At 66.0% G+C, this 16,061-nt stretch carries 12 protein-coding genes; 7 read left to right on the forward strand and 5 right to left on the reverse strand.

Annotated elements, in window-relative coordinates:
* Positions 1 to 90 precede the first annotated feature (90 nt).
* Both F3J19_RS00100 and F3J19_RS00105 read left to right on the forward strand, forming a co-directional pair.
* Positions 91 to 567, forward strand: a complete 477-nt coding sequence (locus F3J19_RS00100) for a nitrate reductase associated protein (protein ID WP_167035841.1) — start codon at positions 91 to 93, stop codon at positions 565 to 567.
* A gap of 402 nt (positions 568 to 969) precedes the next feature.
* Positions 970 to 4,071: an EAL domain-containing protein gene (locus tag F3J19_RS00105; RefSeq protein ID WP_167035845.1), complete on the forward strand. Its 3,102-nt coding sequence runs from the start codon at positions 970 to 972 to the stop codon at positions 4,069 to 4,071.
* Between the two features lie 12 nt (positions 4,072 to 4,083).
* Here the strand turns inward: F3J19_RS00105 and F3J19_RS00110 are convergent, their stop codons facing one another.
* Positions 4,084 to 4,479, reverse strand: a complete 396-nt coding sequence (locus F3J19_RS00110) for an acyl-CoA thioesterase (protein ID WP_167035848.1) — start codon at positions 4,477 to 4,479, stop codon at positions 4,084 to 4,086.
* A 307-nt stretch (positions 4,480 to 4,786) separates the two neighbouring features.
* Here F3J19_RS00110 and F3J19_RS00115 point away from each other — a divergent pair, with 307 nt between their 5' ends.
* A complete protein-coding gene (locus tag F3J19_RS00115) occupies positions 4,787 to 6,694 on the forward strand; it encodes an ABC transporter ATP-binding protein/permease (protein ID WP_167035851.1) in 1,908 nt (635 codons plus the stop codon).
* A gap of 106 nt (positions 6,695 to 6,800) precedes the next feature.
* Here the strand turns inward: F3J19_RS00115 and murU are convergent, their stop codons facing one another.
* Together murU and F3J19_RS00125 are read right to left on the reverse strand one after the other, a co-directional pair.
* A complete protein-coding gene (gene murU, locus F3J19_RS00120; RefSeq protein WP_167035854.1) occupies positions 6,801 to 7,520 on the reverse strand; it encodes an N-acetylmuramate alpha-1-phosphate uridylyltransferase MurU in 720 nt (239 codons plus the stop codon).
* 3 nt (positions 7,521 to 7,523) lie between these two features.
* Entirely contained in the window at positions 7,524 to 8,591 is a 1,068-nt protein-coding gene (locus tag F3J19_RS00125; RefSeq protein ID WP_167035857.1) for a phosphotransferase, read from the reverse strand.
* A 268-nt stretch (positions 8,592 to 8,859) separates the two neighbouring features.
* Here F3J19_RS00125 and F3J19_RS00130 point away from each other — a divergent pair, with 268 nt between their 5' ends.
* The 4 genes from F3J19_RS00130 (at position 8,860) to rsmA (ending at position 14,590) form a co-directional block, all read left to right on the forward strand.
* On the forward strand, positions 8,860 to 11,187 hold the full coding sequence (locus tag F3J19_RS00130) for an LPS-assembly protein LptD (RefSeq protein WP_240158595.1): 2,328 nt from the start codon (positions 8,860 to 8,862) through the stop codon (positions 11,185 to 11,187).
* A 65-nt stretch (positions 11,188 to 11,252) separates the two neighbouring features.
* Positions 11,253 to 12,617: a peptidylprolyl isomerase gene (locus tag F3J19_RS00135; protein WP_345889912.1), complete on the forward strand. Its 1,365-nt coding sequence runs from the start codon at positions 11,253 to 11,255 to the stop codon at positions 12,615 to 12,617.
* Between the two features lie 14 nt (positions 12,618 to 12,631).
* Positions 12,632 to 13,642 carry a 4-hydroxythreonine-4-phosphate dehydrogenase PdxA gene (pdxA, locus tag F3J19_RS00140; RefSeq protein WP_167035866.1) on the forward strand — a complete coding sequence of 337 codons (1,011 nt, stop codon included), beginning with the start codon at positions 12,632 to 12,634 and terminating at the stop codon, positions 13,640 to 13,642.
* Between the two features lie 102 nt (positions 13,643 to 13,744).
* Positions 13,745 to 14,590, forward strand: coding sequence for a 16S rRNA (adenine(1518)-N(6)/adenine(1519)-N(6))-dimethyltransferase RsmA (rsmA, locus tag F3J19_RS00145; protein ID WP_167035869.1), 846 nt, complete (start codon positions 13,745 to 13,747; stop codon positions 14,588 to 14,590).
* A gap of 49 nt (positions 14,591 to 14,639) precedes the next feature.
* Here rsmA and F3J19_RS00150 read toward each other — a convergent pair whose 3' ends face one another.
* Both F3J19_RS00150 and gloA read right to left on the reverse strand, forming a co-directional pair.
* Positions 14,640 to 15,584: a DMT family transporter gene (locus tag F3J19_RS00150; RefSeq protein ID WP_167035872.1), complete on the reverse strand. Its 945-nt coding sequence runs from the start codon at positions 15,582 to 15,584 to the stop codon at positions 14,640 to 14,642.
* Positions 15,585 to 15,643: 59 nt separating this feature from the next.
* Entirely contained in the window at positions 15,644 to 16,039 is a 396-nt protein-coding gene (gloA, locus tag F3J19_RS00155) for a lactoylglutathione lyase (protein WP_167035875.1), read from the reverse strand.
* Positions 16,040 to 16,061 lie beyond the last annotated feature (22 nt).

Genomic DNA, 16,061 nt, shown 5'->3' on the forward strand with positions numbered 1-16,061 from the left:
GGGCGTTTGCCCGCGATGTCGCGCGAATAAGGTTCTAAAATACCTCAAGCGACGCCCGCATGCTGTCCGTCACCGCGAAGGAGCCTGGTCATGGCACTCAACGAAGCCCCGCTTCTGTTCGACTTCGAAGTCGCGTCTTCGGAGAATTTCACCTATATCCCGATGTCGGTGCGCTTCAATCTCGATCGTTTCGGGCTGCGTATTTCGCTCGATCAATGGCAGCAGTTGCCGCTCGAAGACCGCAAGCTGCTCGCACGCTTTCCGGTCGACGAGGACATCGAAACCGAACCGAACTTCGATCACGCGCTGTTCGAAATGCTGCGCACTCACGCGAACGTCGAGCCGGAGTGGTTCACGCCCGAAGCCGCCCCCGCATGGCGCCGCATCGACGACGTGCCCGCAGGCGTCGCGCATCAGGCGGGACTCGCGGGCCTCGCCGCGCCGAGCGTCGCGCGCTGGGCCGAACTCGATCCGTTCAAGCGCTACGTGCTCGCCAAGCTGTCGCGCAAGTCCGAGGCGAATCACGACTTCGTCCCGGCGATGAAGGAGTTCGGCGCGGCCGGCTAGGCGCGGCCGCTTGTCTTGCGCGTGTCGTGCCGCGATCGGCGCGACGTGCCGTTCATCGGCGAGGCAAGGTCCAACATCGTCCTGTCATAGTGCAATGCGATTCTATAAAAGAGTCAGCATTGCGATACTGATCGAACGCTCGATCCACGAAGGGACTCCAAAGAAGCCACCTCGCTTTCGGTCCCAGCGCCGACGTATCCCGAGCCTCGCCCCGCCTCTCGCCCTCTACCTCCGATCGCTCGCGGCCGCTATCCCGCGACGGTATTTTTTCCTTCCCTCCCTCAATCTTTTCGCAACGCGGTCGTTATCCATAAGTTAGCGCGTAAAAAGATTCGCATCGATGCCGCAGGACGCACCGAAAGCGAGCGCTTCCGCCCTCGGAACGATTGACGTTCGGAATCCATGAATTCTTTCTTATCGAAGCGGCTGCTGATCAACCTGGCGGTCGTCGTCGTGGCGGTCGGCGCCAACGCGTTGGTCGCCTACACGCAGATCCGCGGACAAAGTGACGCCGACGTGCGCATGTTGCGTTCGACGAGCGTGCGCCAGCACCTCGATGCCTACCGGGCGACGCTCGACAACGCGCTTGCCGCGCTCGGCCGCTTCGAAGCGTCGGGCCAGCGCGCGCCGCTCGACACGGCCGCCGCGACGAGCTCGAAGCTCGTCAGCCTGGAGCTCGAGCTGCGCGACGACTTCACGGACGAGCCGTTGATGAGCGGCGCGCTGACCCGGCTTTCCACGGACAGTCTCGCGCTGCAACACGACATCGACGCCGAGCGGCAGAGCACGGCCGCCGTGCCGGAGGCGTCGAGCGAGGCGGCCGCGCCCACGCGTCTCACGCCCGCGCTCAGACGTGTGCAGGCGGCGCTCGCCGCGCTGCGCGCCGAGGAAAACCGCGCGTTGCAGAACTCCCTCGCAGCGGCGGCGAGCGACGGCGAACGCGCGACTTTCGTGCTGATCGTGACGATGCTCGCCGGCAGCACGCTGCTCATCATGACGTTCGGCGCGCGCGAGAGCAGCGCGCGCGAAAAGCTGCACAGCGCCCGCGCGCTCGTGCGCGGCGAACAACGCTTTCGCAGCCTGTTCGACGATCACGCCGCGCCGATGTACATCTTCGATCGCGAGACGCTGCGCTTTCTCGCCGTCAACGCGGCTGCGGTCCAGCAATACGGCTACTCGGAAAGCGAGTTTCTCGGCATGACGATTCGTGCGATCCGCACGCAGCCCGAGATCGCGCGCCTCGAAGCGCATCTCGCCCGCTGCCCGGCAGTCGTTCACGGCCACACGATGGCGGGTATCTGGCGTCACCGCCGCAAGGACGGCACGATCATCAGCGTCGACGTGTCGTATCACGCGCTGAACTTCATGGGCTGCGACGCGTTTTTCGTGCTTGCCGACGACGTCACCGAGCAGATCAATGCCGAAGCCGAAGCGCGGCGCTCGAACCAGATGCTCGAAGCCGTGATCGACAGCATTCCGCAGCGCATTTTCTGGAAGGATCTGAACTCGCGCTATCTCGGCTGCAACATGGCGTTCGCGCGCGACGCGGGGCTCGCGTATCCCGAGCAGGTGGTCGGCAAGAGCGACGCCGATCTGCCGTGGAGCAAGTTCGCGAGCGAGATGACCGAATACGACACCGAAGTGGTCAGCACCGGCGTGCCGCAGATGAACTACGAAGTCGAACTGATGATCGACGGCGAGTACCGCACGCGCATCACGAGCAAGCAGCCGTTCACCGACGGCGACGGCCGCGTGATCGGCGTGCTTGGCTCGTACCAGGACGTGACCGAGCGCAAGCGCGCCGACCTCGCGCTGCGTCTGCAAAGCCGCGCGCTCGACGCGAGCGTCAACGCGATCCTGATTACGGCGCCGTCGCCGGCGGGCAACCTGATCGAATACGTGAACCCGGCCTTCATGCGCATCACCGGCTACGATCCCGCCGAGGTGATCGGCCACGACTGCCGCGTGCTGCAACGCGACGACCGCGAGCAGGAAGGCGTCGCGCTGATTCGCGAGGCGCTCGCGGCGAACCGCGAGGTCAGCGCGGTGGTGCGCAACTATCGCAAGGACGGCGCGCTGTTCTGGAATCAGCTGTTCATCGCGCCGGTGCCGGATGCGGATGGCGTGATTACGCATCACATCGGCGTGATCAATGACGTGACCGAGTTGATCCGCTATCAGGAGCAGCTCGAATATCAGGCCAATTACGACAGCCTCACGCGGCTGCCGAACCGCAATCTGCTGCGCGACCGGCTCGAACATGCGCTCGTTCTCGCGCGGCGGCATCACAGCGGCGTGGCGGTCGTGTTCCTCGATCTCGACGGCTTCAAGAACGTCAACGACAGCCTCGGCCACAGCGTCGGCGATAGGCTGCTCGGCGTGGTCGCCGAACGGCTCACGCGCTGCTCGCGCACGAGCGACACGATCGCGCGGCACGGTGGCGACGAGTTCGTGATCGTGATGACCGACACCGTCGACGAAAAATCGCTGATCGCGTGGATGGAGCGCGTGCGCTCGTCGATCGCGGAGCCGGTCTGGCTCGACGGCAACGAGCTGTACGTCGGTTGCAGCATGGGCGCGAGCCTGTTCCCGCAGGACGGCGACGACGCCGAAACGCTGATGAAGAAGGCCGACGTCGCGATGTATCGCGCGAAGGACATGGGCCGCAACACGTTCCAGTTCTATCAGCCGGAGATGAACGCGAGCGCGGGCGTGCGCCTGAATCTCGAACGGCGTTTGCGCCGCGCGCTGCGCGACAACGAGTTTCTGCTGCATTACCAGCCGCAAGTCGATATCGGCAGCGGGCAGATCGTCGGTATCGAGGCACTGGTGCGCTGGCACGACCCCGAGGTCGGGCTCGTGCCGCCGTCGTCGTTCATTCCGCTCGCGGAAGAGAGCGGGCTGATCGGTCCGCTGTCGGAATGGGTGCTGCGCGAAGCGTGCCGCCAGAACAAGGCGTGGCAGGACGAGGGGCTGCCGCCCGCGCGCGTGTCGGTGAACCTGTCGGCGCGCGTGTTCCAGCAGCGCGACATCGCGAAGCTCGTCATGCAGGTGCTCGCCGAAACCGGGCTCGAACCGAAGTACCTCGAACTCGAACTGACCGAGAGCACGATCATGCGCAACGCCGAAGAAGCCGTGTCGATGCTCAACGAACTGCACGCGCTCGGCATCGGTCTTGCCATCGACGACTTCGGCACCGGCTATTCGAGCTTGAGCTACCTGAAGCGCTTCCCGGTGGATCGGCTCAAGATCGACCGCTCGTTCGTGTCGGATATCGGCGTCTCGGGCGACGACGAAACGATCACCTCGGCGATCATTGCGCTCGCGCATTCGCTGAAGCTGCAGGTGATCGCCGAGGGCGTGGAGACGTCCGCGCAACTCGATTTCCTGCGCGAGCGCGAGTGCGACGAAATGCAGGGCTATTACTTCGCGAAGCCGTTGTCGACCGATGCGATTTCGGCGCTGCTGAACGGCGGACTGGTGAAGGAGCTGGAGACGGCCTGAGGCGCCGGCGGCTCAGCCGAGCGCGGGCAGCGGGCGTGGCCGGCGGTTGCTGTCGGTGGCGACGTAGGTCAGGGTGGCTTCGGTGACCTTCACGACTTCCTGGGCGAGGCTCATGCGCTGCGCGTAAACCTCGACCGACACCGTGACCGACGTGTTGCCGGTCTTGATGATATCGGCGTAAAAGCTCAGCAGATCGCCGACGAACACCGGCTGCTTGAACAGGAACGAATTGACCGCAATTGTCGCGACGCGCCCGTTCGCGCGACGGCTTGCCGGGATCGAGCCGGCAATGTCGACCTGGGCCATGATCCAGCCGCCGAACACGTCGCCGTGGATGTTCGCGTCCGCCGGTTGCGGCATCACGCGCAGCGCGCAGGATTTGGACGGAAGTTGCAGAAGATCGGTCATCGGGACATCCTTGGGAAACGTGTTCACGCGTATCGGCGTATGGGCTGGAGCGCCTTGACCGTGGGCCCCGGGCGGGCGGCCGGGGCGTGACGCCCGCGGCCCATGAAAAGCGGCGCCAGCCGGCTTCTGCGACAATGCGAAGATCAGGAATTGTACGGGAAAGCGCCCAGCCCAGCGAAGCGCGAGCCGCCCGAAGCGTCACAGGCAGGATCGGGCGCTGCGGCCGGCTCGCCCGGGTCATGTGCGGTGCGAACCTCACGCGTCGCCGCGCGCTCCGGCAGTTCCACCTATTTCCCCAGCCGACCCCATGCGCCGCTCGCCTTCGTCCGAACCCTCGCCGATTTCCACCCAGCCTCGCAACGACTGGCAGACGATCCTGTCGCTGCTGCCGTACCTCGCCACCTACAAATGGCGCGTCGGCTTCGCGCTGAGCTGTCTGATCGGCGCGAAGGTCGCCAATCTCGGCGTGCCGATCGTGATGAAGCGCATCGTCGACAGCCTCGCGTCCGTGCAGCATCTGACCGCGCTCGGCCGCGCCCAGGACGCGCCCGGCATCGTGCTGCTCGGCGGCGTCGGCCTGCTCGTGGTCGCGTATGCGGTGGTGCGCCTGTCGACCTCGTTTTTCACCGAGCTGCGCGAGATCCTGTTTTCGAAAGTGACCGAAAGCGCGGTGCGCCAGCTTGCGCTGAAGGTGTTCCGCCATCTGCATGCGCTGTCGTTGCGCTTTCATCTCGAACGGCAGACGGGCGGCATGTCGCGCGATATCGAGCGCGGCACGCGCGGCATCACGCAGCTGATTTCCTATTCGCTCTACAGCATCCTGCCGACGCTCGTCGAAGTCGGTCTCGTGCTCGGCTTTTTCGTCGTCAAATACGAGGCCTATTACGCGATCGTCACGTTCGTCGCGCTCGCGGTGTACATCGTGTTCACGGTGAAGGTCACGGAGTGGCGCACGCATTTTCGCCGCACGATGAACGAGCTCGATTCGAAGGCGAATTCGCGCGCGATCGACTCGCTGCTCAACTACGAAACCGTCAAGTACTTCGGCAACGAGGACTGGGAAGCGAATCGTTATGATGAAAACCTCAAGCGCTATCGCGCGGCGGCGATCAAGTCGCAGCGCTCGCTGTCGGCGCTGAACTTCGGGCAGCAGGCGATCATCGGCACGGGGCTCGTGTTCATCCTGTGGCGCGCGACCCAGGGCGTAATGGCCGGGCGCCTTACGCTCGGCGATCTCGTGCTCATCAACACGTTCATGTTGCAGCTCTATATTCCGCTCAATTTTCTCGGTGTCGTGTATCGCGAACTGAAGCAGAGCCTGACCGACATGGACCGCATGTTCTCGCTGCTCGGCGCGCCCCGGGAAGTACCCGACGCGCCCGCGGCGGCGCCGCTCGCCGTGGCCGGCGCGCAGGTGCGCTTCGAGCACGTGAGCTTCGCGTACGAGGCCGCGCGGCCGATTCTGCACGACGTGAGCTTCACGATCGCCGCCGGTACGACGACGGCGGTGGTCGGCCATAGCGGCTCGGGCAAGTCGACGCTCGCGCGCCTGCTGTTCCGCTTCTACGATCTCGACCGCGCGACGGGCGGCGCGATCGTGATCGATGGGCAGGATATTCGCGACGTCACGCAGGATTCGCTGCGCGCGTCGATCGGCATCGTGCCGCAGGACACGGTGCTGTTCAACGATTCGATCTACTACAACATCGCATACGGCCGGCCCTCGGCGACGCGCGACGAAGTGATCGCGGCGGCGCGCGCGGCGCATATCCACGAGTTCATCGAGAGTCTGCCGAAGGGCTATGACACGCCGGTCGGCGAGCGCGGGCTCAAGCTCTCGGGCGGCGAGAAACAGCGCGTCGCGATTGCGCGCACCGTCCTCAAGAATCCGCCGATCCTGCTGTTCGACGAGGCGACGTCCGCGCTCGATTCGCGCTCCGAGCGCGCGATCCAGCACGAGCTCGACCAGATCGCGCGCGAGCGCACCACGCTCATCATCGCGCACCGGCTCTCGACGGTCGTGCACGCGCAGCAGATCATCGTGATGGACAAGGGGCGCATTGTCGAGCGCGGTACGCACGCGGAGTTGCTGCGCGCAAATGGACTCTTCGCGCAGATGTGGGCGTTGCAGCAGCGCGCCGCGCAGACGCCGGACGCGGTGGAAGGGGCGGACCTGAAGCAGGGCGAGGTCGGGGCGGACGCCGGCGCGCGGTGATTGCCGGGGGCAGCGGGCTCTACTTCGGGCTGGGCTCGCGCGGCGGGCAACTGTGCCCGCCTTCGGTTCCGTGCACCCGCCGCGGCTCAGTACACCCACCTGCGGCTCAGCGCGCCCGCAGCAGCCGATCGAGCGCTGCCAGTTGTTCCGGGGTCCCGACGTTCTCCCACAAGCCTTCGTACAGCTCGCCGCTCGCGAGGCCGCGCGCGATCGTCTCGCGGTAATACGGGCTCAGCGCGCGCCGCGTGCCGCGCGGCAGGGCGCGGAACATGCGCGTGTCGTAGAGCCCGATGCTGCCGAACGTGAGGCGCGGCGGCGTATCGAGCGACAGCACGCCATCGGCGAAACCGAAGTCGCCGTTCGGGTGGAACGGCGGGTTCGGCACCATCACCAGATGCATGCCCGGCTCGGGCAGCGCGCGCAGGCGTTCGGCATGCGCGGTAAGCGTCGTGTAATCGAAATCGGCATACACGTCGCCGGCGACCGCGACGAACACTTCGCTCGCGCCCCCGTCTTCGAGCAGCGGCAGCGCATAGGCGATGCCGCCCGCGGTTTCCAGCGCCTCGCCCCCTGGTTCGGCCGAATAGCGCAACTCGATCTGCCAGCGCGAACCGTCGCCGAGCGCGGCTTCGAGCTGTGCGCCGAGCCACGCGTGATTGATGACGATCGTCTCGATGCCGGCCCGCGCGAGGCGCTCGATCTGCCATACGATCAAGGGCTTGCCGCCCGCTTCGAGCAGAGGCTTCGGACACGCGTCGGTCAACGGGCGCATGCGCTCGCCGCGGCCCGCGGCGAAAATCATCGCTTTCTTCACGGAGAGGCTCATCGCTCAGAAGGTGTAGCCGACTTCCTGCGCGCGGCCTTCGAGGTCGTCGAGCAGTTTCGCGAACGGGCGCAGCGGCGCGTAACGTTCCGCCACCTTGCGTGCATAGCCGATGAAGCGCGGCAGGTCGTTCATGTAATGCGCCTTGCCGTCGCGGTAGTGGATCCGGCAGAAGAGGCCCAGCACCTTGATGTGGCGTTGCAGCCCCATCCATTCGAGCTGGCGGTAGAACTCGCCGAAATCGGCATCGACGGGCAGGCCGGCTTTTTTGGCGCGCTCCCAGTAGTACGCGAAGCAGTCGAGTTCGAACTCTTCGTCCCAGCTGAGGAAGGCGTCGCGCAGCAGCGATACCACGTCGTAGGTGAGCGGGCCGTACACGGCGTCCTGGAAGTCGAGCACGCCGGGATTGGGCTCGGCGATCATCAGATTGCGCGGCATGAAATCGCGCAGCATGAAGCCTTGCGGCTGTGCGCGCGCGCTCGCGATCAGCAGCGCGAACGTGCGATCGAGCAGCGCGCGCGTCGCGGCGTCGACCTCGCGGCCGAGGTGCCGGCCGATGAACCACTCGGGCATGAGCTCCATCTCGCGGCGCAGGAACGCTTCGTCGAACGGCGGCAGCACGTCTTCGCGCGAGCTCAGTTGCCAGCGGATCAGCGCGTCGAGCGCGTCGCGCATCAGCGCGCGGGCCGCGCGCGCGTCGCCGCTCGTCTGCGCCCCGGTCAGCGCGCCGAGGTACGAGGCGGTGCCGAGGTCGGTGACGAGCATGAAGCCCGCGTCGAAATCGACTTCGAGCACGCGCGGCACGTGCACGCCGGCCGCGTCGAGCAACTGCGCGATCTGCGCGAACTCGCGGCATTTTTCGGGCGGCGGGGCGTCGACGGCGATCAGCGTGGCCGCGCCGTTGCCTTGCGCCGCCTTGCCGGCGAGCCGGAAATAGCGCCGGAAACTGGCGTCGGACGAAGCGGCAACGAGGCTGTCGGGCTCGAGCGCATGGCGTGCCGCGTGGCTTTGCAGCCAGGCTTTGAGCAGGGGGAGACGGGAGTCGGTGAGGTCTGGGTTCGAAGGCGGCGTCATGAAAAGCGGCGGCAAATTCTGGGGGGCAACGTCTTGCCATATAATACCCCACGACTTTTTTGACGCGACTCGCACGCCCGCTTGCGCGTGTTTCGTTCCACCGCCCGCCCTATCGTTCGGCAACCTGTAAATCCTGACGTGCAGCCGACTGTCACGGTCGCGGTGTGCAGGCGGTGGATCGCGATGACGCAAGCGTTGGCACGGGCCGATTGCCAAACGATACATGCCGCCTAGACAGCTTTCCAAAATCAATTCCTCCTGTGCAGTCATGCCGCGCAAAAGGCGGCTCGTCGCGGCGTTGATCGCCGTTCCGGGCCTCATGCCCGCGCTGGCGCACGCCCAGCTGGCGGGGGAAGCTGCGCAGCCGCAGGCGATCGATCCGCCGTGGGGCATGCAGCTTGCTCCGCAGCTCGAAGAGCATCCGCTGCAGACGGGCCAGCGGCCCGCCACCTTCGTGCTCGGCGACCAGGCGAGCGGCACGATCGACCAGGATCTGGCGGCCAAGGGCTCGGCCGAAGTGCGTCACAACACGGCCGTCATCAAGGCCGACGCGCTGCACTACGATCAGGACACGGACATGGCCGACGCCTACGGCAATGTCCACGTGGTCAACACCGGCAACACCTTCATCGGGCCCGAGGCGCATCTGCGCGTCGATTCGACCGAAGGCTTCATGAACGCGCCGAAGTACCACTTCAACATGACGGGCGGCTCGGGCAGCGCGCAGCGCGTCGACCTGCTCGACGCCGAGCGCTCGGTGTTCACGAAGGGCACCTACACGGCCTGCTCGTGCACGGACAATCCGGCCTGGTACATCAAGGGCAGCGAGTTCGATTTCGATACCGGCGCGGACGAAGGCGTCGCCTACAACAGCGTGCTGTTCTTCCAGGGCGTGCCGGTGTTCGCCTCGCCGTGGCTGTCGTTCCCGCTCTCGGGCGACCGGCGCAGCGGCCTGCTGCCGCCCACGTTCTCGCTGAGTTCGTCGAACGGCTTCGAACTGTCGGTGCCGTATTACTTCAACATCGCGCCGAATCGCGACCTGACGCTCACGCCGCGCCTGATCTCGAAGCGCGGTGTGCAACTGCAGAGCACGTTCCGCTATCTGTCGCCGACGTACTCCGGCTCGATCACGGGCGAGTTCCTGCCTGACGATCACCTGACGAAGACCAACCGCTACGCGCTGTACATCCAGCACAACCAGAACTTCGGCAACGGGTTCGGCGGCTACATCTACTACAACAAGGTTTCGGACAACACGTATCCGGAAGACCTGTCGTCGTCGGTCAACCAGTTCATGAACGGCACCCAGCTCCTGTACCAGCAGGAAGCCGGGTTGACCTACAACAACGGACCGTGGTCCGTGCTCGCGCGCGAGCAGCACTGGCAGACGCTGCAGCCGTCGGTCGCGCCGTACGGCCGCGAGCCGCAGTTGAACGTGAAGTACGCGAAGTACAACGTCGGCGGCTTCGACTTCGGCGCCGAGGCCGACTACACGAACTTCCGCATTACGACGGCCGACGTGACCGAAGGCCAGCGGGTGCTGTTCAACCCGTACCTGTCGTATTCGGTGGTGGGGCCGGGCTACTTCGTCACGCCGAAGATCCAGTGGCACTTCGCGTCGTATAACCTGAACAATATCGGCACCGACCTGTCGGGCGTGTCGAATGCGCAGAAGAATTTCACCGAGTCGATCCCGACCTTCACGTTCGACACCGGGCTGACGTTCGAGCGCTCGGTGCGCGTGTTCGGGCAGGACTACATCCAGACGCTGGAACCGCGCCTGTACTACGTGTACACGCCGTACCGCAACCAGGACAACGCGCCGCTCTTCGACACCGCCGACTCCGACTTCGGCCTCGCGGAAATCTTCACGCCGAACACCTTCGTCGGCAACGACCGGATCGCCGACGCGAACCGCCTGACCGTCGGTCTCACCACGCGCTTCATCAACCCGGCCACCGGCGACGAACGCGCGCGCTTCGTGATCGCGCAGCAGTATTACTTCCAGGATCAGCGCGTCACGCTGGAGCCGAGCCAGACCAGCACCGAGGCCACGCACTCGGACCTGATCGCGGGCGCGTCGGTCAAGCTGGGCGCCGGTTTCGCTTCGGAAACTGCGTTCCAATATAATGCCGACAACAATCAGCTCACGAAGACGAGCGTCGGCTTCGGGTTCAGTCCGGCGAGCGGCAAGGTGATCAATGTCGCGTACCGCTACACGCGCGCCAACACCACGCTCGACAACGAGCCGATCAATCAGGTGCTGATTTCGGGCCAGTGGCCTCTGTCGCATCGGGTGTACGGGGTCGGTCGCTTCAATTACGACCTCGGCGGCCACCGGATCGTCGACGGCCTGATCGGCCTGCAATACGACGCGGACTGCTGGACGCTCGGCGCCGGTATCCAGCGCTATGCGAACGGCCTGAACACCTCGGGGCAGAATCAGTCGAGCACGCGGTTTCTGGCGCAGTTGACGTTCAAGGGGTTGTCGAGCGTCGACAACGGGCTGATGACCGCGTTCCGCACCAGCGTGGCCGGTTACACGCCGTTGCCGCCGCCGCCGCCGCCGGAGTCGAGGTTCACCAACTACGAATGACGGTCGCCCGGTCATTCATGGCTTGCGAAAAGACGGGCGAAGCGCCCGACATCATTGGAGTATCTGTGGCAATCATGAAACAGCTTCGCTTGGCAACGCTCGCGGCGGCTCTCGTCGCCGTGGCGTCTTTCCTTCCGGTTGCGCCGGCGCAGGCGCAGGCGTTGAGCGACAGTGGCGGCCAGACGGTCGACACGATCGCCGCGGTGGTCAACAACGGCGTCATCACGCAGCGTGAGCTCGACGAACGCATGGGCCTCATCACGCGCCGGCTGAACCAGCAGAACGCGCCGGTTCCGCCGATGGACCAGTTGCGCCAGCAGGTGCTCACGCAGATGGTGCTGGAGCGCATCCAGCTGCAGAAAGCCAAGGAAGACGGCATCACCGTCGACGACGCGGCCGTGCAGCACACGCTCGAACGTCTCGCGCAGGCCAACAACATGACGCTCGCGGTGTATCGCGCGCGCATCGAGTCGGAAGGCGTGCCCTGGACCACCTTCATGAGCGACGCGCGCACCGAGCTGACGCTCTCGCGTCTGCGCGAAAAGGAAGTGGACAGCAAGATCACGGTGACGGACGCCGAGGTCGTGAACTACATCGCGAGCCAGCGCGGTCCGAACGCCGGGCAGACGAACGATCTGCACATCCAGCACATTTTCCTGAAGGCGCCGCTGAACGCGTCGGAGACCGACATCGAAGCGGCGCAGAAGAAGGCTGACGCGCTGCTCGCCGAAGCGAAGGGCGGCGCGAACTTCGAAAAGCTCGCGAAGGCCAATTCGCAGGCGCCGGATGCGGCGAAGAACGGCGGCGACCTCGGTTTCCTCGCGCCGTCGAAGCTGCCGCCCGAGTTCGTCACGGCCGCGGCAACGCTGCGCCCGGGCGAGGTCGACCCGCAGGTGATCCGCACCAACGACGGCTTCGAGATCGTGCGCCTCGTCGAGCGCCGCGCCGGCCAGGGCACCACGGCGGACGCGCCGAAGCTCGTGCAGACGCACGTGCGCCACATCCTGCTGCGCGTCGGCGACGGCATCTCGGAGCCGCAGGCGCGCGAGAAGCTGCTCGACATCCGCAACCAGATCGTCGCGGGCGGCGACTTCGCGAAGTTCGCGCGCACCTACTCGCAGGACGGTTCCGCCTCGCAGGGCGGCGACCTCGGCTGGATCAGCCCGGGCGAGACGGTGCCGGAATTCGAGCGCGCGATGAACTCGCTGCAGGACGGCCAGATCAGCGAGCCGGTGCGCAGCGAATACGGCTACCACCTGATCCAGGTGCTGGGCCGCCGCGATGCGGAAGGCTCGGTCTCGCAGCAGATGGATCTCGCGCGCCAGGCGATCGGCCAGCGCAAGGCGGAACAGGCCTACGCCGACTGGCTGCGCGAATTGCGCGACACGGCTTACGTGGAAGTGAAACCGGTCATGTCGAGCGCGCAGTAAGCGAGGTCGTCACCATGACAGGCGTCGCCCAGTCTGCCCAACTCCCGCTGCAGATCGCGATCACGACCGGCGAGCCCGCCGGCGTCGGTCCCGAACTGACCGCGCAGGCGTTGGCCGGGGCGGCGGCGCACTGGCCCGGCGCGCAGTTCACGGTGCTCGGCGACGCGCCCTTGCTCGCCGAACGCGCGCGCGCCGTCGGCGTCGACTGGGCCGCGCTGCTCGCCGACGGCCAGCGCGTGCGCGTCGAACACCGCGCGCTCGGCGCGCCGTCGCAGGCGGGCAAGCTCGACGCCGCGAACGGCCGCTACGTGCTCGATCTGCTCGATACCGCGATCGACGGCGCCGTGGCCGGCCGGTTCGACGCGATCGTCACTGCGCCGCTGCAAAAGAGCACGATCAACGATGCCGGCGTGCCGTTCACGGGCCATACCGAATACCTCGCCGAGCGCACCCATACGCCACGTGTCGTCATGATGCTCGCGGGCACCGGCAAGCGGCCACTGCGCGTCGCGCTCGCGACCACGCATCTGCCGCTGAAAGACGTTTCCGCGGCGTTGTCGATCGACAGCCTCGCCGAGACGCTGCATATCATCGACCGCGACTTGCGCCAGCACTTCGGCCTGCCCGCGCCGCGCATCCTCGTGACGGGGCTGAACCCGCATGCGGGCGAAAACGGCTACCTGGGCCGCGAGGAGATCGACGTCATCACGCCGGCGCTGCAACATGCGAACGCGCAGGGCATCGACGCGCGCGGTCCCTATCCGGCCGACACGCTGTTCCAGCCGCGCTATCTCGAAGAGGCCGACTGCGTGCTCGCGATGTTCCACGACCAGGGCCTGCCGGTCCTGAAGTTCGCGACGTTCGGCGAGGGCATCAACGTCACGCTCGGCTTGCCGATCATTCGCACCTCGGTCGATCACGGCACCGCGCTCGATCTCGCCGGCACCGGCCGCGCCGATGCGGGCAGCCTGATGGCCGCGATCGACACGGCGGTGTCGATGGCGCGGCATCGTCGCACGGCCTGAGGCGGCCGCCGCGCGAGTGGCCCGAATGAGCGGCTCGAATGAGCGGCTCAAGTACGCGGCACAATCCTTTTCTCAAGCAGTTTTCTTTCTGGCGTTTCTTCGATGTCCACCAGCAGACAGCAACAAGGCCGGCACCAGGGCCATCTCGCGCGCAAACGTTTCGGTCAGAACTTCCTGGTCGACATGGGCGTGATCGATTCGATCGTCGACGTGATCCGGCCGCAGCGCGGCGAGCGCATGGTCGAAATCGGGCCGGGGCTCGGCGCGCTGACCGGACCGCTGATCGAGCGGCTCGCGACGCCCGAGGCGCCGCTGCATGCGGTCGAACTCGACCGCGACCTGATCGGCCGTCTGAAAACGAAATTCGGCAATCTGCTCGAACTGCATGCGGGCGACGCGCTCGCGTTCGATTTCGGCTCGCTCGCCGCGCCGGGCGAGAAGGCGTCGCTGCGGATCGTCGGCAACTTGCCGTACAACATTTCGAGCCCGCTGCTGTTTCATCTGGCGACGTTCGCGGAGCGTGTGATCGACCAGCACTTCATGCTGCAGAACGAAGTGGTCGAGCGCATGGTCGCGGAGCCCGGCACCAAGGCGTTCAGCCGCCTCTCGGTGATGCTGCAGTACCGCTACGTGATCGACAAGCAGCTCGACGTGCCGCCCGAGGCGTTCCAGCCGCCGCCGAAGGTCGATTCGGCGATCGTGCGGATGATTCCGTACGAGCCGCACGAGCTGCCGGTGGTCGACGCAAACGTGCTCGGCGAAGTCGTGACGGCCGCGTTTTCGCAGCGTCGCAAGATGCTGCGCAATACGCTTTCCGCGCTGCGCGACCGTGTCGATTTCGAGGCGCTCGGCTTCGATCTGCAACGCCGCGCCGAAGACGTGCCGGTGGCCGAATATGTGAGCGTCGCGCAGGCGCTGGCGGCGAATTCGAAGGGCGCACCGCAATAAGCGGCGCGTGCGCCGTCGTCGTGAGATCGCGAGATGAGCGGCGGCGTGCCTAGGCCTTGCCGGGCTTTGCCTGTGCCGGTGCGTTGACGAGCGCGATGCCGGCCAGCACGAGCAGCGCGGCGCTCAGAAAGCGCGCGCTGAACGATTCGCCGAGCAGCAGCACGCCGAAGGTCACGCCGAACAGCGGCGTGAGAAACGAAAACACCGAGAGTCGCGACGCGATATAGCGCGTGAGCAGCCAGAACCACAACAGATAGCTGACGAATGCGACGACCACCGCCTGATAGGCGAGGCTCGCCAGCGCGAGCGGCGTGACGGTGTCCACGCGCATCTGACCGAGCCCGAGCGCCAGCGCGAGCAATACCACCGCCGATACCGCCAGCTGATAGAACAGCGTCTTGCTCGCGCTCATATGCGCGAGCCGCGAGCCGCGCACGACGACGGTCGTCGCGGCCCATGCGATGCCGGCGAGCACGCCGAGTGCGTCGCCGGCCGCGCCCGCAAGCGTCGAGCCGTGAGCCGCGCTGGTGTGCAGGAAGCCGTCGGCGAAGGCGAGCGCCATGCCCGCGAACGCGATGATGATGCCGAGCCACTGGATGCGCCGCATCCGTTCGCCCTCGACGAACCAGTGCAGACCGAGCGCGGTGAAGCACGGCGCGGTGTAGAGAAACACCGCCATGCGCGACGCGCTCGTGAGCGTCAGCCCAAGAAAGATGCAGATGAACTCGGCCGCGAACAGCACGCCCGCGAGCAGGCCTGCGCCGAGCGTGCCGTCGTCGCGAAAGAGCGGCGTGCCGCGCGAGCGCGCCCATGCCCACACGAGCACCGCCGCAATCGCCGAGCGCAGCCCCGCCTGGAAGACGGGCGGCAGCGCCGCGTTGGTGCTCTTGATCGCGACCTGCTGGAGTCCCCAGATCGCGCAGAGCCCGATCATCAGCAGGATCGCGAAGCTATCCGGGGCGCGGCGCGCGGGCAAGGCGGTCGTGGTGCTCATGGACGATGGGGTGACGAGAACGTTGTGATTCCGATACCGGGCCCAGGCAAGCGCGGGTCTCAGTCGACGCGGCCCTTCTTCTGGATCAGTTCGATCTTGTAGCCGTCCGGGTCGGCCACGAAGGCGATGACCGTCGTGCCGTGTTTCATCGGACCGGCTTCGCGAGTCACGACACCGCCGCGCTTCTTCACTTCTTCGCATGCGGCATAGGCGTCGTCCACTTCGAGAGCGATATGGCCGTAGCCGGTTCCGAGGTCGTATTGATCGGTGTCCCAGTTGTGCGTCAGCTCGATCGCCGCGGCTTCGGATTCGTCCTCGTAGCCGACGAATGCCAGCGTGAATTTTCCGTCCGGGAAGTCGCTCTTGCGGAGCAGGCGCATGCCGAGAACTTCGGTGTAGAAACGGATGGAAGCGTCCAGATTGCCGACTCGCAGCATGGTATGCAAGATTCGCATGGGTAATCCTTTGAAGGTGGGG

Origin of the sequence: Burkholderia sp. Ax-1724 (genome assembly GCF_011752995.1) — a bacterium.
Lineage (GTDB): Bacteria > Pseudomonadota > Gammaproteobacteria > Burkholderiales > Burkholderiaceae > Paraburkholderia.